This window comes from Microbulbifer maximicatervae (SeqCode), from assembly GCF_052467325.1.
Genome location: NZ_CP174310.1, coordinates 3,411,169 through 3,432,212 on the forward strand (window position 1 = coordinate 3,411,169; position 21,044 = coordinate 3,432,212).

Sequence of the window (21,044 nt, forward strand, 5' to 3'; positions counted from 1 at the left end):
CAGACTATGAAATCCATTCGCCTGGAAATAGACGATCACAATATTGTCCACCTGATCATGGACAACCCCAATGCATCAGCCAATGTGATGGATCGGGATTTTACCGAGTCGCTGAGCGCAGCGGTTGAACAACTCAAGCAGCAAGAATTTTCTGGAATTATTGTTCGCTCCACAAAAAATACCTTTTTTGCCGGAGGCGACCTCAAATCTTTATTTGCGGCAAAAATTGAAGAAGCTAAACCTTTCTTCGAATCTTGCGAATCAATGAAAGCCAACCTGCGCTGGCTGGAAACCCAGGGTAAACCCGTCGTTGCTGCGATTAATGGCACAGCTTTGGGCGGTGGCTGGGAAATTGCCCTCAGCTGCCATCAGCGTATTGTTATCGATAGCACCGCAATAAAACTGGGATTGCCTGAAGTCACACTAGGCTTACTACCTGGTGGTGGCGGCTGTGTACGTATGCCCCGCCTTTTAGGCATCCAGGAGTCTCTACCCTACCTACTGGAAGGAAAACAGGTGAGGCCGCAACAGGCTCTCAAAGCCGGTCTGATACATCAGCTCGTTACCAGTGAAAGTGAATTACTAGAGAAGGCTGTCTCTTATATTCGAGAGAATAGTGAGCAACCTGTTGCTCAGCCTTGGGATCAACCGGATTACCGGATGCCGGGAGGGGACGCAAAGAACCCTAAAAATGCGCAGTTACTGATGATCGCCCCAGCAATGCTGGAGAAAAAAACCAAGGGATGTCTGCCGGCCCCAGAGTCGATAATGGCAACCGTCGTAGAAGGGTCAAGGGTCGACTTCGAAACTGCTACGCGAATTGAATCTCGACATTTTGTAGGCCTCGCTTGCGGGCAGGTTGCCAAAAACATGATTGGTACTTTCTGGTTTGCACTCAACGAAGTCAAAGCCGGAGCATCACTGCCCGCCGCCGCCCGCGATCATAAAACGTCGCCCATGCAAAAAATTGGCATACTCGGCGCCGGCATGATGGGCTCAGCCATTGCCTACGCCTGTGCCAGTAAAGGTGTTGATGTCGTATTAAAAGATGTATCCATGGAAGGTGCCTTAGCCGGCAAACAATATGCAGAGAAATCCCTACAAAAACGCTTACAGCGGGGTCGCATTACCGAGGACAAGGTCAATCAGATCCTCTCCCGTATCACGCCCACAGACAGCAATACCGACCTGGCTGATTGTGAGTTGGTGATAGAAGCAGTTTTCGAAGACCGGGAACTCAAGCGTAAAGTTACCCAGGAAGCCGAAGCACAGCTGCCGAAAAATGCAGTATTTGCTTCCAATACTTCGACACTGCCGATCACTGGGCTCGCTCAAGCTTCCGACCGTCCCCAGCAATTTATCGGCCTACATTTCTTCTCCCCTGCCGACAAGATGCCACTGGTGGAAATTATCTGTGGTGAGCAAACCAGTGATGAGACTCTCGCCCAAGCCTTCGCCTTTATATTGCAGATTGGCAAGACTCCTATCGTTGTTAACGACAGCCGTGGCTTCTTCACCTCAAGGGTATTCGGCTGCTTTACCAATGAAGGTATCGGCATGCTTAGCGAAGGGGTTAATCCCGCCACCATTGAAAATGCCGCGGCCCTAGCTGGCTTCCCAGTCGGCCCTCTAGCTGTTAGTGACGAGGTCTCCCTAACGCTGATGAGCCGGATACGCCAGCAGACCATCAACGACCTGCAAAAAGAGGGTAAACCCGCCCCCACGCATCCCGCCGACGGAGTGATCGACCGAATGCTTGAAGTGGGTCGCGCTGGTAAGGCCGCAGGTGGCGGCTTCTATACTTACCCTGAGGGCGGGAAAAAGCACTTATGGAGTGGCCTTGAGAAGGAGTTTCCCGCCAAAGAGGCACTGCCGATAGAAGATGTGAAGGAACGGCTGCTGTTTATTATGGCTCTGGAGACACTTCGCTGTTATCAAGAGGATGTGCTACGCAGCGTACGCGATGCCAATATTGGCTCTATCTTCGGTATCGGCTTCCCACCCTGGACCGGTGGTGCATTGCAATACATCAGCCAGTTTGGCCTGAAAGCGTTTACCCAACGCGCCCAGCAACTGGCTGATGCATATGGAGATCGATTTGCCCCACCAGCAATTTTGCTGGATCTGGCAGAGTCAGGAAAAGCTCTGGCGGACAACCCTTAACCCAGGGGTTTGAGCGATGTAAACAGGCTTTTAAAATCTCGCTGTTTACATCGCCTATCAAAACACTGGTTCAATTTTTCAGCAATAAAATGCGGTGGTGTAAGGATGGTACCAAGAACTGTATACAACGAAGATCACGAACAGTTTCGAGAAACTTTACGTAAATTTTTAGAAAATGAAGCTGTACCCTACCACCATCAGTGGGAAAAAGATGGTCAGGTAGATCGTAAACTGTGGAATAAAGCTGGAGAAATGGGCTTTCTGTGTCCGCAAGTTGACGAAATGTATGGTGGCTTGGGGTTGGACTATGGCTACAACTCCATTATTGATGAGGAGGTAGCCCGGGCGGGACTTTCCGGTATTGGCTGGGGCCTGCACTCTAATATTGCAGTGCCCTACATTATTAATTACGGCACGGAAGAACAGAAGAAAAAGTACCTTCCCAAATGCATTAGTGGTGAGATGATTACCGCTATCGCCATGTCCGAACCTGGTGCCGGATCAGATCTACAAGGCGTGAGAACTACAGCTGTGCGCAAAGGGGATCACTATCTGCTAAATGGCTCCAAGATTTTTATTACCAATGGACAGCAAGCAGATCTGGTTATTGTCGTGGCCAAAACCGACCCTCACGAGGGGGCATCTGGAGTCAGCTTGTTACTCGTCGAAGCAGACAGCCCCGGATTCAAGAAAGGTAGTAACCTGGAAAAAATAGGAATGAAGGCCCAGGATACTTCAGAACTCTTTTTTGATGATGTCAGGGTTCCTGCGGAAAACCTTCTCGGTGGCGAGGGACAAGGGTTTATTTATTTAATGCAGGAGTTGCCTCAAGAGCGTTTAAGCGTGGCAATTTATGCTATATCCAATGCTGAAGCTGCCCTACAATGGACTATTGATTACGTACGGGATCGCAAGGCTTTTGGTAAACCTATTTCTGCCTTCCAAAACACACAATTCAAGCTGGCAGAGTTGGACAGTGAGTTAACTGCCCTTCGAGTATTTATCGATCGTTGCCTGGAGCTTCACTATAAAAAGGAGCTCGATGTTGCAACGGCGGCAAAGGCAAAATTACTGAGTACGGATTTCCAGTGCAAACTTCTGGATGAATGTGTCCAGTTACACGGAGGCTACGGTTATATGTGGGAATATCCCATCGCCCGATCCTGGGCCGACGCCCGTGTAGGAAGAATCTATGCTGGGACCAATGAAATCATGAAATTGATTATCTCCCGTGAACTTCTACGCGACGACTAAGTTAAAGCCCTGGCTTTAAATTTCTGTTCTCAATTAAAATAATGAAATAAAAAGTGAAACAGCAAAAGAATAAGCACTGTGCCCCATTGGAAGGGCTTAAGGTACTCGATTTTTCCACGCTCCTCCCCGGTCCCTATGCCACTATGTTATTGGCGGACCTGGGCGCGGAAGTACTAAGAATTGAGTCGCCCTCTCGGCCTGATTTGTTGAGGGGATTTCCACCACTAGTCGATGACTCTGCTTCCTTATCTGCCGCACATGCAACCATTAACCGCAACAAGCGCTCATTGGCGATAGACTTAAAAAGCCCCAAAGCAAAAGAGGTAATTCATCGGTTACTTCAGCAATACGATATCGTTATTGAGCAATTTCGCCCAGGTGTAATGGATCGCCTGGGCCTTGGTTACCAAAACTTAAGCCAACAGTGTGAAGACATTATCTATTGTTCGATCACTGGATATGGCCAGACAGGGCCATTAAAACAGCGTGCTGGACACGATATCAATTACCTTGCACTATCTGGCCTAGCCAGTTATTCCGGCAATCGCAGCCATGGCCCTTGCCTGAGTGGCACCCAGATAGCAGATATCGCCGGCGGTTCTCATCATGCGGTCATGTCAATACTGGCAGCAGTATATCATCGCCAGAGAACTGGTGAGGGAAGTTACATCGATATCAGCATGACAGACTGTAGCTTTGCTTTAAACGCAATCAGTGGAGCTAATGCCCTTGCTTTAAATAGCTCTCCAGAAATTGAGTCTGAGCTATTGAATGGTGGCAGCTATTACGATTACTACCGAACGGCGGACAATCGCTTTTTGTCAGTAGGCAGTTTAGAACCACAATTTGCGGAACAGTTTTTCATAAAAATTGGGCATAAAGAGTGGATGGATCGAATCCTTCAAGACGACCAACAAGAAAAACTCAAAGAGGATATCGCCAAGATTATCGCCAGCAAGACCCAGAAGGAATGGTTAGCCGTATTTCAGAGCGTCGATGCATGTATTGAGCCTGTACTCAATTTTACAGAAGCCGCCGATAGCGAACTTATCCAATCCAGGGAGATGATCACCTCAATAGATGGAGGAATCAAACAGATCAACACCCCCTTTAGATTTAATCGCAAGAAGCCACTTTCTTTCAGCCGGGGAGCATCTCTGGGAGAACATAACCATACCGTATTGAGTGAGCTCGGTTTTAGTGCAGAAGAAATCGAGGAAATATGTGAAACTCAAGTTGTTCCCCACTAGTCACATTGAATACGATCGATAAGGCGGCGAATAGCTGCCCCTAATCCCCGCCCCCGCCGCAGCCACCACCGCAACTGCTTCCAGAGTCTGAAGTAGAGTCATTACTCCAAAATCCACCGTTACTACTATCGGATGAACCGCCCTCACAACTCGCGGCACAACCAATATGACTGGCACAATAATCTGATGAGAGGTTAGTTCTAGAACAGCAATTTAATGAATAATGAAAGCCGTCTTTAATTTCCAGCTGTTTATCAATTGAAAAAATCAGAGGCAGCGACTTAGGCTTGGATGGGTTAATTCCACCATGAGCACAAGCTATTCGCCATGCTCTCTTAATCCCCTCACCAGTAGTATTCTTACTTGGCATAACTTCATTGGGCGTATGATGTAGAAAATAACCAAAAGATTTATTACAGAAACTCTTATATAACTGTGTACTTAATATAAATTCATGCCAAGCAATATCGACAACTTGAGATGGCATAGCAACCATTTTTCTGCCAGCAGTTTGACAGATAATAAAATAATCTCTTAAAGCATCAAGCACTATGCCCAGCTGTTTGTTGCTGAGGTGAGGATATGTTTTCTTTACCTTTTGTTTAAGCGAAGGATGAAATTGATATTCTCTCAAAAATCGCTGCCTTTCTGTTTTTCGATAAAATAAAAAACCATAGCGCTTACGATCAATAGACCAACCACCATAAAGCCTTCAAATACCATAGCAACTCCCATTGTTATTAAATACTTATCATTCGAAAGTAAGTCATTAAAAATAAAATACCGCAATGTAATCTCAAAAAGATCTTTATGCCACCTTCTTTTAACGGATTAGAGTACCAAGTAGAAGTTTACCGACCGGCCTTGAAGTATTTTTCCACATTTACTAAGATACGGCATATCAACTTTTCTATTTGGAGTCATTTACGCCAATGAATTAAGCCTTGCACACACTGGAGATAACCCGGCTTCTCAAGAGGCCATCAATTCCCGTGCAAGTGGCGTACTCCATTCTCTACAACTTTCTCTCAAGATCATGGTATTGCGCCACCCATTCCGACTACCGGAGGGTGACATGCAGAGCATTTGTTCTATAAAAAATCTTTCCTTAAACTTCCCTGAGAAATCTCTATTTAAGGGGATCCATCTTGACTTCCCTTCTGGATTTACTGGCTTAGTGGGAAATAATGGCAGTGGAAAATCGACTTTTTTAGAGGCTTTGATTGGGAAACTAAAGCCTGAACAGGGAAGTATTACTTGGTATACGGACTACCTTAAAGTGGATCAAGTGAGTAGCAATTCCAACAAGCGAATTGTAGATTTATTCGACCCTACAGGCCTCTATGACTGTTTTTCACGTATTGAGTCTGGCAATCAGAGTGAGGAAGATCTGATACGTGTCTCAGATTCATGGGAGCTACCTACAATTTGGCAACAGCATTTATACAGCGCCGGAATAAATCTCACGTTAGACACTCCTATCGGCAATCTTAGCGGCGGTGAAAGAGTCCGACTGGCTTTAATCAATGCCTTCTCTCATAAAAAACACTACCTGCTACTGGATGAGCCTAGTAATCACCTAGATTCAGACGGTAGAAAATGGTTACAGCAGAAAATTAGAAACCATTCTGCCGGAATTCTAATGGTCAGTCATGATCGAAGCTTACTCCAACAAGCTGACACGATAGTGGAACTAGTTTCAGGAAAACTACGCACATATGGTGGTAACTATTCACACTACAAGAAAGAAAAAGAGATACAGAGACAGTCTGTAGAAAAGAAAATTGAAAGTACCAAAAAGAATATAAAAAGCCTAAACAAACTTAAGCAAAGTTCTGCTGAAAAAACTACAACCAGAAAAAACCAGGGTAAGAAATTAAAAGGTTCCCAATGTAAATCGCTACTAGATGCGAAAAAAGATCGTGCAGGGCAAAGTTTAGGCAAGCTGACTAGAAACCTGGATCGTCAGTACCATAAGTTAAAGCTAGATTTAGAAAGTTGCCAAAAGGACTATAAGAGTCATAAGCTCCCCAATATGCAACTTAGCAAAACAGGGCTAACGGGTGGTATTCGTCTGTATGTTGAGGATCTCAAACTGCCCTACGGTATTCAGAGTGATCCCATATCACTCACCATGCACAGTGGCGATCGCTGGCATATTTGTGGCGCCAATGGTAGCGGAAAGACAACGCTACTAAAGATCATTGCTGGTCGAGTTAAACCTCGCAGCGGTTTGTGTAAAACTTTTGGCAGCTGTTTTTATCTGGATCAGAGCCTAAGTCAACTAAATGGAAATCTATCTGCCTTGGAAACTTTATCCCGCCTGCACCCTGATAAAGATACCAACTTCTGGCGCACAGCCCTAGCCACAATGAATATTCGAGGTGATTCTGCACTTCGCTCTACCAATACTTTAAGTGGAGGGGAGCGACTAAAGGTTGCTTTACTTGCCGCTACTCGTGGCACTGAGGCACCAGACCTGCTACTACTGGACGAACCGGACAATCACTTGGATCTGGAGTCGCGTATAGCGCTGGAAACTGCGCTGGTAGAATACCCCGGAACATTTTTATTGATCTCCCATGACTCTACTTTTGTAGAAAATGTGGGAGTGAATAGAAGGGTCTATCTATAGGCATATTAAGACCTAAATAAAGGAAGTGAGATGTGAAAACGCTGCGCTTGCTATTAGGAGATCAATTGAACCAAAAACACTCCTGGTTTAGAGGTAACCAAAAGGATAAGATCTACTTTATGGCTGAAATGCGCCAAGAGACCGATTACGTTGTTCACCACATCCAAAAAGTCGTTGCCTTTTTTGAAGCTATGCAGATTTTCTCAGAGTGGCTTAAAAATAGAGGCTGCAATGTCATCTACTATCGAATAGACGATAAAAACAACAAACAAAACCTCACAAAAAATCTCGAAGATATTATTAGAAAACACAAAATTGAAAAATTTGAGTACCAACTTCCCGATGAGTACCGACTAGATCAGCAGCTGCTACAACTAGAAAAGAGGCTATCAATAGAATTTCAAGCCTACGACACTGAGCACTTTTTAACCACTCGAGAAGAGCTGGCAGATTTCTTCCAAGGGAAAAAATCGCTACTTATGGAGAGCTTCTACCACTATATGCGGAAGAAGTATGACATTCTGATGAACAATGGAAAACCTGAAGGGGGAAAGTGGAATTTCGACCAAAGCAATAGAAAGAAATGGAATGGAAAGCTGGGCAAACCCAAGCAGAGAAAAATAACAAGTAATGTCACTTCAACTTTATCCCGTATAAAAAATTCTGGAGTTAAGAGTATTGGAGAGATTGATCCAGAGAATTTTATATGGCCAACCAGCAGGGAGGAATCTATAAAACTACTTCGTCATTTTTGTAAACATCTACTTGCTCATTTTGGCGATTTTCAGGACGCAATGGATCCAGATGAAGCCTTTCTTTATCACAGCCGAATTAGCTTCTCTCTAAATAGTAAACTCATATCTCCAAAAGAGGTTATCGATACAGCGATAAAATCTTGGGAAGATGGAAAAATTTCAATAGGACTTAACCAGATTGAAGGTTTTGTACGCCAAATATTGGGCTGGCGAGAATATATGCGCGGTGTCTACTGGATGTCTATGCCCAGTTATGAGCATCAGAATACGTTGAAGAATAAAAATAATTTGCCAGATTTTTTCTGGGATGCCAAAACGTCCATGAACTGCCTTCACAACACTATCAGGAATAGCTTGGAAAATGCCTATGCTCACCATATCCAAAGGCTTATGATTACCGGTAATTTTGCGCTACTAACACAAACTGACCCTGACCAGGTGGAAAGTTGGTATCTCGGTATTTACATAGATGCTATTCAGTGGGTTGAAATGCCTAATACCCGGGGAATGAGCCAGTTCGCCGATGGTGGATTGGTTGCAACAAAGCCCTATATTAGTAGTGGCTCCTATATCAACAAAATGAGTAACTATTGCAGCGACTGTATTTATGACGTCAAACAACGAACTGGAGAGAAGGCCTGCCCATTTAACAGTCTCTACTGGAATTTCTTAATTGAAAAAAGAAAAATGCTAGAGGGAAATCATAGAATGACAATGATGTTCAGCCTTTTGGATAAGCTTGAGAAAAGTGAAGTGACAGCAATAAAAAAAAGGGCAAAGCAATTTATGACAAAGAAATCATAATCTCTGTATAGATCATAAAATCCTTTATCGAAGGCTTCCTTAATCATTACTAAACTAAGCCAATACTCGCCTTATTAGACTCTGGTCATGAAGACTGCAATCATTACCCTCGATTTTATCAACGATATTTGTCATCCAAAGGGACAAATATCAGCAGCGGCCCCAAGAGTCCATAAGAATAGAGTTATTGAGAACACCAATAAACTCCTTACGTGGGGAAGAGCACGACGTCATATTATTTGCCATATCAGGGTCGCTTTTTCCACCGACTACAGGGAATCTTCCTCTAACTCTCCTCTCTTCAGCTATATCAAAGATATAGGCGCCCTCCGTCAGAAAAGCTGGGGCACTGCTTTTGTTGATGAACTCAATATTACTGATAGCGATATATCTATTTATAAGAGGCGTGTCAGTGGCTTCTATGGGACCGAACTCCCAGTACTTATTGCTAGCAACAATATAGAAAGGATTGTTCTCTGTGGGGTATCAACACAAAATACAGTCGAACTGACAGCCAGGGAAGCTCACGATAGAGACTTTTCAGTACTCATTGCCTCAGATGCCTGTGAATCTGACACGGAATACAATAAACAGAATAGCCTGAACTTCCTCACGAAGATAGGCAGTGTAAAAACTGTCGATGAGATTATTGCTAGTGAGGGTGCTAGTAAATAATGAATGCCCGTATTTCCAATAGAGAATTTGCCCTCAGTGTCATTACCGCAATTCTGGCGGCCAGCTGTATGTCGCTAACCGGGCTATTTGGTAAAGAACTAACTACTTTTAGCTCCTTATCCCTGGTGGTCTTTATTCGTTTCTTTGCCCCATTTTTACTCCTAACCTGGATTTGCCTCGTTGTTTTTGATGAAAACCCTGTGACTCATCGAATAGACAGGATTGATGGTGCAAGGGCGTTATTCACTTGTCTCGCTCAGTATTGCCTGTTTTATTATTTGTCCAAAGGATCTCTACTTGTCGCCGCCCTTCTATTTTCAACGTCAGGTTTATTTCTCCCTTTTATTACCCGGTTTGCCAAAAAGGATCCGATAAAAAAGAAGACATTAGCAGCCTGTATAATCAGCTTTATCGGCGTTGCTTTTATATTGAAGCCAACTGCTGGCTTTGATAGCTATATGATAGTGGGCCTGCTATCGGGCTTCTTTGGAGCTTGTTCACAGTTTGTAATGCACCATTCTTCAAAGAAGCAAAATACGATATCTTCAACCACCAAGATGTTCGGCCTATCCAGCCTCTATATGCTTGCCATTTTATTGATTGAAGGAAATCTTGGGGAGCTTACGAAAGTCGCGGCATCTCTATCGGACTCGGTAAGTTTTGTGATTGTGATTATTGCTTTTAGCCTGGCGACAATCAGTAATCAATCCTTGCGCACTAAAGCCTATCGTCGGGTAAACAGACCTGCCAGCCTATCTCCCTATTTATATACAAGCCTGATTTTCTCCGGCATATTGGATTGGTTTGTTTATAGCACACTCCCAACCTGGAATACTTATGCCGGCAGCTTACTGATAGTTATCGGAGGTATTATTCAGGCAATCAGAACTCAACCCCAGATTAAGGCATCTCATTCTTAACAAGGATAAGCGAGGACAGGGAATAGCCGGAGAAACCCAGCCCCACAGATTCAATTATCTGCAGGGCCCAGACGATTACTTGAACATCAGTTCAGGATTAACCATCGTTTTCATTTCCAGAACGTTGCCATTTGGATCTTCGATAAAAAAGGTTTCCTGTTCGTATTCATTGCCGACAAAGCGACGGTAGGGCTTGTCCAGGTATTCCAGCCCGGCAGCTTCGATACGGCCTTTCAGTGCCTGAAACTCATCTTCCGGCAGGTGAATGCCAAAATGAGGAACAGCCACTTCTCCCATATCCACCTTGTGGCGAACATTGGGGAGCTTCTCCTCACTCTGGTGCAGGGTGAGTTCGTTACCCCAAAAGTCGATATCTACCCAGCGACCTTCTTCACTGTTGCCGGTCTTGCAGCCTAAGACATCGCAATAGAATTTCTTGGCGGTTTCCAGATCCCCTGCCGGAATCGCAAGGTGCAAACAATTCGATTTCATATAGCCTCCAGCCTTTGCTAGCTCCTCATAGAGATCAAAAATTGATTGACTGACATCTGCTAGTCATTAGCCCTTCAACCCTCCCCCCCTGACAGCATTAACATTTACTTTGCCGTCGGAGCCACCCAAAGGATACAAATAAGATCAAGTGATCCCGTTAATTATTTAAATAAAAGTGGCCGCTTTACGCGCCGGCAACTTATACCGGGAATATTCCTAATATTAGGGCCCATAGCTTTAGCTAAAGAACCCGAACTTGGGGAGTATACAGATACATATCATCGCACCCCACCCCGAAATGGAATATCCTCCTAGCCTAGAAGCATACTTTAACATATATATTTCAACCTCTAATATCGAACCCGCAGAGAAACTGCTTAGTTATTGAACGTACTCCTCGACACCTCAGCGCCAAATCCTTATAGTGCGGCCCCCACATCACGCCTCCTATTTTGGCGAAACCGGCTTACCAAAGCCCATTTGTAATCCTCAGGAATACGCTCTTGATCTCCACCGCGAATATCACCATGCAGTTTGGTGCCCAACCACTGTTTGAAAACATTTCTGTAAAGTTCGGCAATGGCAACCGATATGGCCTTATCGGGGCCAATGGATGTGGAAAGTCTACCTTTATGAAGATCCTGAGTGGTGCCTTGGCGCCCTCGGCCGGCAACGTATCCATTGAGCCTGGATGCACCTTGGGTACTTTGAGCCAAGACCAGTTTGCATTTGAAGAGTACACCGTCGTCGATGCGGTCATCATGGGAGATGTCCGCCTGTGGGAAATTAAACAGGAACGTGACCGCATATACTCGCTACCGGAAATGAGCGAAGAAGACGGCATGCGCGTAGCCGAGCTTGAAGTCCAATTTGCTGAGTTGGATGGCTATAGTGCAGAGAGCCGTGCGGGAGAAATCCTGCTTGAAGCTGGCATCGACGAATCCCTGCATTTTGGCCTGATGAAACAGGTAGCTCCCGGCTGGAAATTGCGTGTATTACTCGCCCAAGCGCTATTTGCCGACCCGGATATTTTATTGTTGGATGAGCCGACCAATAACCTGGACATCCACACCATCAAGTGGCTGGCAGATGTACTGAATCAACGCAAAAGCACCATGGTCATCATTTCCCACGATCGCCACTTCCTGAACTCTGTCTGCACCCATATGGCCGACATAGATTATGGTGAATTGCGGGTTTTCCCCGGCAATTATGAGGACTTTGTTGCGGCCTCCACGCTAATACAAGAACAACTTCACGCAGAGAATGCCAAGAAAAGTGCCGAACTGGACGAGCTACAGAGCTTTGTGAACCGCTTTTCTGCCAATGCATCCAAAGCCAAGCAGGCCAGCTCCCGCGCAAAGAAGATGGAAAAAATCAAGCTGGACGAAATCAAACCCTCCAGTCGGGTCAGCCCTTATATTACCTTTAACCAGTGTAAAAAATTGCACCGTCAGGCGCTGACTCTTGAGGGGCTTACCCATGGTTTTGACAGTGAAACGCTATTTCAAGGTGGCGAAATGCTGCTGGAAGCCGGTGCGCGCCTGGCAATTATCGGTGAAAACGGCGTTGGTAAAACAACCTTCCTGCGCTGTCTTGTCAATGAGATCCAAGCAAACAGCGGAGTCGTCAAGTGGTCAGAAAATGCCGCTATCGGCTACTGTCCGCAAGACAGCAGTGCAGATTTTGATGGTGACCTGACGATATTTGAGTGGATGTCCCAATGGCGCACCCCCAAGCACGATGATCTGGCCGTGCGGGGTATTCTGGGCCGACTATTATTTACCGCAGATGATGCCAATAAAAAGGCAAAGGTCTGCTCTGGCGGCGAGAAAAATCGCCTGCTGTTTGGCAAGCTAATGATGATGGACACCAATGTGCTCATCATGGATGAGCCAACCAACCACTTGGACATGGAAGCCATCGAAGCCCTGAACAAGGCACTGGAGAAATATGAGGGCACACTTATTTTTGTGAGTCACGATCGTCAGTTTGTCTCATCCCTGGCAACCCGAGTTATTGAAATCAAAGATCAAGCACTGATCGATTTTCAAGGCACTTACGAGGAATACCTGGCGCACCAGTCAGGTACAGAACAGCAGGTAGCCTGACTCCAAACTCGAATCGGAAAAGGCATATTGGGGCGATAACAATACTCGCCCCAGGTCTCAAAAGCTGGAAAGTGTAACCAATCACCACCAGATAATACGGGGCTCGGTAGGCATCACCTGAGCCCCCCTAAAGTCGCCCCCCGTTACTGCAATCCCATCCAGACTCCTTCCAGGGCCAATTTCATACGAACTAGCAAAAAAACCAAACAGCCAAATAATTTTTATACTGGTTAAAAGTCGATTTACTTTTCCCAACCATCGACCTCAGACCGATGCCTGCCTATATAAGAAGGGCGGTCAGAAGATACATTTCAACCATCCTTGCTCTGCTACCAAGCGGATGACTTCCATTACCATCAAAATTAAACAACAGCTATCACGACCCCTAAAAGCACCAAAAGTATTCATGTTGCCTGTTCAAGCACCACTGGGGAGCAGATGCCGACTTTCTGGACTATTTACCTAGTTAGCCCCTGCAATTTAGGGATTCCCGACTATCAAACCAATCAAACAATACTTTTTTGCTACACCAATCTATCGCTAACCAAAAAATGAGCATCTTATTTTTCCCAAGCGGGATTTTTTGGTGCAGAGTTGCTCGAAAAGCCCGGGAAAAAGCGTAAATCCCGAGAAAAAACACTGGAAAACAGGGGTTAAGTTCTGGTACATTCCGCGACTATTTTTTAACCAACTGCCGATTTTCTCATCGGCCGCCAGTGCGAAATTCGCCTGTCGCTGTAACAGAGGTAATAGAATGAAACCAACCAAGCCCCTGCTACTGCTGGCCTCTAGCCTGTTGTCCGCAGCTGCCCAAGCTGAGATGACCTGGAGTGACAACAGCCTGAGCCTTCTTTACGGCCGTGATTACAAAGTCAACTACAGCAGGACCACGGATGACTCTGAGAGATCCGTAGTAACTTTTGAACACGCCAGTGGCCACAGCTGGGGTGACCTCTTTATTTTTGCCGACTACCTGGACTCGGAAGATGGCTCCGATGAGCTGTATAGTGAGATTTCTCCCCGCCTGAGCTTGGGTAAGCTCAGCGGAAGTGAACTGGCTTTCGGGCCAGTTACCGATGTACTGATTGCCACAGCAGTTGAGCTGGGCAACATGGATGACCCGGACCACTTGGCAACAACTGGCCCCCACTTTACCAATTATCTGGCGGGAGTGGGCTTCGATCTCGCGGTACCCGGTTTTTCTTTTGTACAAGCAAATGTTTACCGCCGCGATAACGATGACAAAGCCAGCAATGAGCAATTGACCCTGGTTTGGGCGATGCCCTTTACCCTGGGTGATGCCAGTTTTGTCTACGACGGTTTTATCGACTGGACCAGCGCTTCTGAAGACGCGCATCCGAGCACCAACTTTACCTCCCAGCTGAAATGGGATGCCGGCGCCTCTTGGGGGGAGCCCAAGTCCCTATACGCGGGTATTGAGTACGTACACTGGAACGACAAGTTCGGAATCAAAGATGGCACCCATGGTGTGGATTCCAACGAGCGCAACGTTAACCTGTTAGTAAAGTACCACTTCTGATATGAAACCCACTGATATCCAAACATCGGCGACCGCAGGGTCCGACATTCCCCAGGTGGGAGGCAATGCCTCTTTCCTCGAGAAGTTGTTCAAGCTCTCAGAACGCCAGACGAATGTACGCCGCGAAGTGATCGCCGGCGTTACCACATTCCTGACGATGGCCTACATCATCTTTGTGAACCCCAATATCCTGGCTGCAGCGGGTATGGATAAGGGCGCTGTATTTATGGCGACCTGTCTTGCAGCCGCTATTGGCTGCCTGATTATGGGACTCTACGCCAATTATCCCATTGCACTGGCGCCGGGCATGGGCCTCAATGCCTTCTTTGCCTACGTTGTCGTCGGTGAGATGGGCTACAGCTGGCAAGTGGCCCTGGGTGCGGTGTTTATATCGGGGATAATCTTCCTACTGCTCAGTATCTTCAAGCTACGGGAATGGATAATCGATAGTATTCCTCTCTCCCTGCGACAATCCCTGGCAGCGGGTATCGGCTTATTCCTGGCGATCATTGCTCTGAAGAGTGCCGGTATTGTAGTGGACAGCCCTGCGACTCTGGTAACCCTCGGCGACCTCAAGTCGGTTGAGGCGATTCTTGCAGCACTGGGCTTCTTTATTATTGTGGCCCTGTCCTACCGCCGCATGCTGGGTTCGGTAATGATCGGTATCCTTGCGGTAACCGTCATCGCCCTGGCAATCGGTAAAGTAGAGTTTACAGGTCTGGTTTCCGCACCTCCCAGTCTAGCGCCCACATACTTAGAGCTAGATATCGCTGGCGCCTTCGAAGTAGGCATGATCAGCGTGATCTTTGCCTTCCTGTTTGTCGACCTTTTCGATACCGCAGGTACCCTGTTGAGCGTTTCTGATCGCGCCAAACTACTAGATAAAGATGGCAAGTTGCCAGGTATGGGCAAGGCCCTGATGGCCGACAGCTCCGCATCTGTCGTCGGCTCTGTGCTGGGTTCCTCCACTACTACCTGTTATGTAGAGAGTACTGCGGGAATTACCGCAGGTGGTCGCACCGGTCTGACCGCTGTAGTTTGTGCCGGCCTCTTCCTGTTGGCGACCTTCTTCTCCCCCCTTATCGGTATGATTCCAGCCTATGCAACTGCAGGCGCTCTGCTGTATGTTGGCGTCCTGATGACTTCCGGCATGTCATCTATCGACTGGGATGATATTACCGAGGCCGCACCGGCAGTTATCGCCGCAGTGATGATGCCTCTGTCATTCTCTATCGCGCACGGAATTGCCTTGGGCTTTATTTCCTATGCGGTTATTAAAACGCTGAGCGGGCGCAGTAAAGACGTCAGTATCAGTGTGTACGTGTTAGCGGCACTCTTTGTTGCCAAGTTTGCCTTTTTCTGAGGGGTACATTGATGAAAAAGCACTTTATTAGCGCACAGCAGCTCCTGATTGACTCCTATGCTCTCGCTGATCAGATCTATAAGGACGGCTTCCGTCCCAATTATATTGTCGGCGTTTGGCGCGGTGGCGCACCTGTGGGCATCGCCGTACAAGAACTATTGCATGTGATGGGAGTGGATGCAGACCATATTGCTATCCGCACTTCCTCCTATCTCGGTATCGGTGAGCGAGACAAGAAAGTGCGCGTGCATGGCCTGAACTACCTGATCAAACGCCTGGAGTCCCACGACTCCCTGTTGATCGTGGACGATGTGCACGACTCTGGCCTGAGCATTGAGCAAACTATCGAAGACCTGCGCGCTGCCTGTAAGAAGAACACGCCGGAGATTCGTATCGCGACCCCTTACTACAAGCCGAAGAACAACAAGGCCAAGCGCGAGCCGGATTACTTTATCCACAAGACCGAAGAGTGGTTGGTATTCCCCCACGAGATCGACGGTCTGTCCCGGCAGGAGATTCTGGAGAACAAACCAGAACTCGCCCCTTACGTGGACAGAATCGCCACTGCTGTTTAATCAGCAACATTACCGGGGGGGCTAATACCCCCGGTTCTCTTTCTCCTCTCATCTCCCCCTAAGGCCATTCAGGCAAATCCTCCCCCAGCACTCAACTCCTGCCATAGGCAATACTTCAATACTCTATTAGTAAATCCCGCTTATGAAACTAAAGTTAGTGAGAATCAATTTATAAAGTAGAAAAGTTGGTCCAAAATTAATGGGATAAGGCCAAATGTCGGAAAATAAAAATGAACGACAAATCAGCGGGACTTAGTAAATCACAGTTAGATGCTTACTGGATGCCTTTTACCGGGAATCGCCAATTCAAAAGAGATCCCCGTATTATTACCTCAGCCAGCGGCTGCTATTACCGTAGTGCTGACGGCCGCCCCATATTCGATGGTCTATCCGGCTTGTGGACCTGTGGTGCCGGACACAACCGCCGGGAGATAATTGATTCCATTACACAGCAGGCTGAACTTTTGGATTATGCCCCAGCTTTCCAATATGGCCATCCTGGAGCATTCCAACTAGCTGAACGTATCAGCCAATTGATGCCCGCTCGTCTCAATCGAATTTTCTTCACAAATTCCGGCTCCGAATCCACAGAGACCTCTCTAAAAATAGCTCGAGCCTACTGGCAGAAAATGGGCGCTCCGGGAAAGATAAAATTTATTGGACGTGTGAAAGGCTATCACGGAGTTAATTTTGGCGGCCTCAGTGTGGGCGGCATTAGTGCTAATCGAGCAATCTTTGGTTCATCTTTAGATTCCGATCACCTTCGCCATACCCTTTTACCCCAGAACCGTTTTGCTAAAGGACAACCTGAACAGGGAAGTTTCCTGGCAGACGAGTTGCTGGAACTTATCAAACTGCACGGTTCTGAAAACATTGCCGCTGTTATTGTCGAGCCCGTAGCGGGGTCTGCGGGGGTATTGCCTCCACCAAAAGGCTATCTCCATCGCCTTAGGGAAATATGTACTCAATACGACATATTGTTGATATTTGATGAAGTCATTACCGCTTTCGGACGCATGGGGAAAGCCACCGGAGCAGAGTTTTTTGGAGTGACCCCGGATATGCTCAATACAGCCAAACAGCTTACAAATGGCGCTGTTCCCATGGGCGCTGTGGCTGTGCGCCAGGATATCTACGATACCTTCATGGAAACCGGAGGACCTGACTACCAGCTGGAACTTCCCCACGGCTATACCTATTCTGGGCACCCACTGGCCTGCGCAGCAGCATTGGCGACACTGGATATTTTGCAGAAGGAAAAATTGTTTGATCGATCTGCAGAGCTTGCCCATATCCTGGAAGACCATATTCACCAACTAAACGGGTTGCCGTTAGTTGAAGATATTCGCAATTGCGGGCTCGCCGCTGGCCTGACTATCGAAGCGGCTCAAGATGAGCCGCTACTCAGACCCTACTTAATAGCTATGAAGATGTGGGAAAAGGGCTTTTATATTCGTTACGGGGGCGACACACTACAACTCGGCGTACCGTTTATAGCTCAAGTAGAGGAAATTGACGGTATTATCAACGCATTAGCCGAATCAATTTTAGAAACTGCAAACGGCCAATAATCAGCACTCATTCCTTATTTACCCACAAAAATCTTCATCTTCGATAAGACGAAATTTATATCGCCGCCTACCTGTCATTAATGATACAAAGTGAAATTCAATCACCCTATATTAAAAATAATGCCATGAAAAAATATACTAACCTTTCGAAGGTATTACTAACGTGCAAAGTGGCTATATCAATTCTATGTGGTATTTTGATAAGTTCCTGTGGACAAAAACTTCCTGATCAAGACACAACCTCATCAGAACAGCCAACCTTATTTTCCCCGCGAGCCACAGAATCAGGGCTCTCTGAGCCTTATGCCCGCTTCCGACGGCAACAAATTTCTGAAGTGGATTATCGTTTAAGCATCAACCTGGAAAATCCTGATAAGAATTTTTCCGGAACCGTTCATGCAGATATAAAGTTTAACCAAAAACTTGAACAACCACTGACTCTAGACTTTTCCGGTGGTGCTGTTGATTCAATTCAGGTCGATGGAAGATCTGTTCCATTTGAATACAACAACTACTTTATTTCTATTGATTATCAAAATCTACCGGAAAAATCCCACACGATTACGGTGAATTATCAACACCCGTACTCTAACAATGGCTCAGGATTACATCGCTTTAAAGACCCCAAAGACGAAAAGGTCTATTTATATACGGACTTTGAACCTTATGATGCCAATCGCCTATTCCCACATTTTGACCAACCCAATTTGAAAGCGCGTTACACCCTGGATGTAAAGGCTCCAAAAGACTGGGTAGTAGTTAGCGCGGAAAGAGAGGAGAGAGTAGAAGAGAAAAGAAAATCAAACCACTGGTTTTTCCCTCAAACCAAGAAATTCTCATCTTACATATTCTCTTTACATGCAGGTCCTTACCACATCTGGGAAGACAAGGCAGGAGATATCCCCCTTCGCTTAATGGCTAGACAGAGCCTGGCAAATTACGTAAAAACGGAAGACTGGTTTACCTTCACCAAACAATCCTTTGAATTCTTTCAGCCCTACTTTGAAATTGATTATCCATTTAAAAAATATGATCAAATACTAGTACCTGATTTTAACGCGGGCGCTATGGAAAATGTTGGGGCTGTTACATTTAACGATTCTTACATATCCCGAGGAAAAAAGACCCAGGCCCAGCGGATGCGCCTCGCCAATGTTATTGCCCATGAGCTGGCCCATCAATGGTTTGGTAATTTGGTCACCATGAATTGGTGGGATGACCTTTGGCTCAATGAGAGTTTTGCCACTTACATGGCCAATCTGGCTCTAGCCGAAAATAGCGAATTCACTACCGCTTGGGAAAACTATTACTTAGGCGCCAAGCAATGGGCTTACCACACTGATCAACGCCCCACTACCCACGCTATTCAACTACCAGTCAACAATACTGACGAAGCCTTTGCCAATTTTGATGGAATTACTTATGGCAAAGGCGGCTCAGTACTCAAGCAATTGCCCTACTATTTGGGCAAAGAAGAATTTCGCAAAGGCGTCAGTAATTACTTAAAGGCCTTATCTTATGACAATTCAACCCTCAATGACTTTATCAACCACCTGGGCAAAGCTGCGGATAAAGATCTTAATTCCTGGCAGCAACAGTGGCTTTACCAGGCCGGCCTCAACACAATTGAAGCCAGCTTCCAGTGCGATGATGACCAAATCAATCATCTGGTAATTCAGCAAACAGCACCAGAGGAATACCCAATATTAAGGGAACAGCGTACACAGCTGGGGTTTTACCAGATGAAAGCTGGAAGTATGAAACGGGTTACAACCCTTCCAGTGCTTTATAGTGGCGCCAGAACCGAAGTAAAAGAAGCCTTGGGGCTGCCCTGCCCAGAGGGGCTATACCCTAATGAAGAAGATTGGGCCTATGTGAAGGTAAATCTGGATGAAGTTACCATCAAGAATATGGCTCAGCATATCAATGATATTGAAGAGCCGTTTGCACGACTAATGTTCTGGCAAAGCCTATTTGATAGCACCTATGACGCAAAACTGCCTCTGGATGAGTATATTAGTTTTATAGTGAATAATGGCGCCGACGAAAAGGACATCAACATTATTCGTTTGAATGCCAGATATATTGAGTTCACTTACGATTTCCTGACTCAAATCCCCCTAAGCACAAAGCGCCGTAACGAACTTACTCAGACTGTTGAGAGCTTTGTCTGGGGTCAACTACTAGAGGCGGCTGAAGGTAGTGATCAACAAAAAGTCTGGTTTGGTGTTTTTACCAATATCGCCCACTCCACTCCAGCATTAAGTCATGCTAGAGACCTATTAAAGGGAGAGTTTGCCATTAAAGGATTGGAACTCGATCCTGATATGCGCTGGAAACTTATCAAGTTACAGAATCGTTATCTGTTCTCAGATTATGAGCAGGCAATCACAAGAGAATTAGCAAAAGATAACTCCGACAGATCTAAACTCAACGCATTATCTGCTGAAGTTATTCGCCCCCAACCCGAAAACAAATCAAAGTGGGTAGATAACCTTATATCTAATCGAGACAAATTTAAGTTAAGCGAAATTCGAAAAATTACAGAGTCCCTTTTTGCACCAGAGCAAATAGAGCTATTTAACATCCACGGTCAACCAATTTTTGATTCACTGGCTCAGGTCAATGAAGATGAATCTCAGGAATTGCTTACTGCTTATGCTTACGCCCTACCGCTAATGTGCTCTAGAGAAAATGTAAATGAGATTACTAAGTCACTAAAAGAAAAACCACAACTTAAGCCCATATTGGTAAAAGCATTAAAAAATCATCGCTACTCCGGTGAACGCTGTATCAATATCGGGAAGCGATTACTCTAGATCTTCTTTAAACTAGCTATTAATGTTGAACTAAGGGCAATATCCAGCCCTTAGTTCCCCTTGCCAGGATTTTGGCCGGGTATTATGCGTAATAAAACGGTGCAAAAAGTTATATAT

Annotated in this window: 15 protein-coding genes; 13 read left to right on the forward strand and 2 right to left on the reverse strand. The window is 46.0% G+C overall.

The features are described 5' to 3' along the window. The first annotated feature begins 6 nt into the window (after window positions 1-6). From ACJJIE_RS15200 to ACJJIE_RS15210, 3 genes are all read left to right on the forward strand, one after another. Window positions 7-2,163 (forward strand): 3-hydroxyacyl-CoA dehydrogenase NAD-binding domain-containing protein, encoded by a 2,157-nt coding sequence (locus ACJJIE_RS15200; RefSeq protein WP_444892237.1) that lies wholly within the window; start codon window positions 7-9, stop codon window positions 2,161-2,163. 105 nt (window positions 2,164-2,268) lie between these two features. Next, window positions 2,269-3,417 carry an acyl-CoA dehydrogenase family protein gene (locus ACJJIE_RS15205; RefSeq protein WP_444892238.1) on the forward strand — a complete coding sequence of 383 codons (1,149 nt, stop codon included), beginning with the start codon at window positions 2,269-2,271 and terminating at the stop codon, window positions 3,415-3,417. Window positions 3,418-3,470: 53 nt separating this feature from the next. Further along, the gene (locus ACJJIE_RS15210; RefSeq protein WP_282930924.1) at window positions 3,471-4,667 is read left to right on the forward strand and encodes a CaiB/BaiF CoA transferase family protein; all 1,197 of its coding nucleotides are present in this window, start codon (window positions 3,471-3,473) and stop codon (window positions 4,665-4,667) included. A gap of 40 nt (window positions 4,668-4,707) precedes the next feature. On the opposite strand, the gene ACJJIE_RS15215 is transcribed toward ACJJIE_RS15210, so the two are convergent. Then, window positions 4,708-5,358: a glycine-rich domain-containing protein gene (locus ACJJIE_RS15215; protein WP_507021874.1), complete on the reverse strand. Its 651-nt coding sequence runs from the start codon at window positions 5,356-5,358 to the stop codon at window positions 4,708-4,710. A 384-nt stretch (window positions 5,359-5,742) separates the two neighbouring features. Between ACJJIE_RS15215 and ACJJIE_RS15220 the strand changes: the two genes are divergently transcribed. From ACJJIE_RS15220 to ACJJIE_RS15235, 4 genes are all read left to right on the forward strand, one after another. Beyond that, the gene (locus ACJJIE_RS15220; protein WP_444892239.1) at window positions 5,743-7,302 is read left to right on the forward strand and encodes an ABC-F family ATP-binding cassette domain-containing protein; all 1,560 of its coding nucleotides are present in this window, start codon (window positions 5,743-5,745) and stop codon (window positions 7,300-7,302) included. A gap of 32 nt (window positions 7,303-7,334) precedes the next feature. Further along, entirely contained in the window at window positions 7,335-8,861 is a 1,527-nt protein-coding gene (locus ACJJIE_RS15225; RefSeq protein ID WP_444892240.1) for a cryptochrome/photolyase family protein, read from the forward strand. An 87-nt stretch (window positions 8,862-8,948) separates the two neighbouring features. Then, the gene (locus ACJJIE_RS15230) at window positions 8,949-9,536 is read left to right on the forward strand and encodes a cysteine hydrolase family protein (protein ID WP_444892241.1); all 588 of its coding nucleotides are present in this window, start codon (window positions 8,949-8,951) and stop codon (window positions 9,534-9,536) included. Next, window positions 9,536-10,456: a DMT family transporter gene (locus ACJJIE_RS15235; RefSeq protein ID WP_444892242.1), complete on the forward strand. Its 921-nt coding sequence runs from the start codon at window positions 9,536-9,538 to the stop codon at window positions 10,454-10,456. The genes ACJJIE_RS15230 and ACJJIE_RS15235 overlap by 1 nt, the downstream gene beginning before the upstream one ends. Window positions 10,457-10,531: 75 nt before the next feature. Here ACJJIE_RS15235 and ACJJIE_RS15240 read toward each other — a convergent pair whose 3' ends face one another. Beyond that, a complete protein-coding gene (locus tag ACJJIE_RS15240; protein ID WP_282930918.1) occupies window positions 10,532-10,948 on the reverse strand; it encodes a VOC family protein in 417 nt (138 codons plus the stop codon). Window positions 10,949-11,451: 503 nt separating this feature from the next. Between ACJJIE_RS15240 and ACJJIE_RS15245 the strand changes: the two genes are divergently transcribed. The 6 genes from ACJJIE_RS15245 to pepN all read left to right on the forward strand — a co-directional run bounded on the left by ACJJIE_RS15245 (window position 11,452) and on the right by pepN (window position 20,927). Beyond that, window positions 11,452-13,059, forward strand: a complete 1,608-nt coding sequence (locus ACJJIE_RS15245; RefSeq protein ID WP_282930917.1) for an ABC-F family ATPase — start codon at window positions 11,452-11,454, stop codon at window positions 13,057-13,059. Between the two features lie 754 nt (window positions 13,060-13,813). Further along, window positions 13,814-14,599 carry an outer membrane protein OmpK gene (locus tag ACJJIE_RS15250; RefSeq protein WP_444892243.1) on the forward strand — a complete coding sequence of 262 codons (786 nt, stop codon included), beginning with the start codon at window positions 13,814-13,816 and terminating at the stop codon, window positions 14,597-14,599. Between the two features lies 1 nt (window position 14,600). Beyond that, window positions 14,601-15,962, forward strand: coding sequence for an NCS2 family permease (locus ACJJIE_RS15255; RefSeq protein WP_444892244.1), 1,362 nt, complete (start codon window positions 14,601-14,603; stop codon window positions 15,960-15,962). An 11-nt stretch (window positions 15,963-15,973) separates the two neighbouring features. Continuing rightward, entirely contained in the window at window positions 15,974-16,537 is a 564-nt protein-coding gene (locus ACJJIE_RS15260; protein WP_282930914.1) for a phosphoribosyltransferase, read from the forward strand. A 230-nt stretch (window positions 16,538-16,767) separates the two neighbouring features. Next, window positions 16,768-18,108: an omega-aminotransferase AptA gene (aptA, locus tag ACJJIE_RS15265; RefSeq protein WP_444892245.1), complete on the forward strand. Its 1,341-nt coding sequence runs from the start codon at window positions 16,768-16,770 to the stop codon at window positions 18,106-18,108. Between the two features lie 197 nt (window positions 18,109-18,305). Continuing rightward, window positions 18,306-20,927, forward strand: coding sequence for an aminopeptidase N (gene pepN, locus ACJJIE_RS15270; RefSeq protein WP_444892246.1), 2,622 nt, complete (start codon window positions 18,306-18,308; stop codon window positions 20,925-20,927). Window positions 20,928-21,044: the final 117 nt, after the last annotated feature.

What these genes read in the sequence shown, in the direction of transcription:
- ACJJIE_RS15200 (WP_444892237.1), top strand. Translation starts at nt 7, where the DNA reads ATGAAATCCATTCGCCTGGAAATAGACGATCACAATATTGTCCACCTG.
- ACJJIE_RS15230 (WP_444892241.1), top strand. Translation starts at nt 8,949, where the DNA reads ATGAAGACTGCAATCATTACCCTCGATTTTATCAACGATATTTGTCAT.
- ACJJIE_RS15240 (WP_282930918.1), bottom strand. Translation starts at nt 10,948, where the DNA reads ATGAAATCGAATTGTTTGCACCTTGCGATTCCGGCAGGGGATCTGGAA.
- ACJJIE_RS15220 (WP_444892239.1), top strand. Translation starts at nt 5,743, where the DNA reads ATGCAGAGCATTTGTTCTATAAAAAATCTTTCCTTAAACTTCCCTGAG.
- ACJJIE_RS15260 (WP_282930914.1), top strand. Translation starts at nt 15,974, where the DNA reads ATGAAAAAGCACTTTATTAGCGCACAGCAGCTCCTGATTGACTCCTAT.
- ACJJIE_RS15235 (WP_444892242.1), top strand. Translation starts at nt 9,536, where the DNA reads ATGAATGCCCGTATTTCCAATAGAGAATTTGCCCTCAGTGTCATTACC.
- ACJJIE_RS15205 (WP_444892238.1), top strand. Translation starts at nt 2,269, where the DNA reads ATGGTACCAAGAACTGTATACAACGAAGATCACGAACAGTTTCGAGAA.
- aptA (WP_444892245.1), top strand. Translation starts at nt 16,768, where the DNA reads ATGAACGACAAATCAGCGGGACTTAGTAAATCACAGTTAGATGCTTAC.
- ACJJIE_RS15250 (WP_444892243.1), top strand. Translation starts at nt 13,814, where the DNA reads ATGAAACCAACCAAGCCCCTGCTACTGCTGGCCTCTAGCCTGTTGTCC.
- ACJJIE_RS15255 (WP_444892244.1), top strand. Translation starts at nt 14,601, where the DNA reads ATGAAACCCACTGATATCCAAACATCGGCGACCGCAGGGTCCGACATT.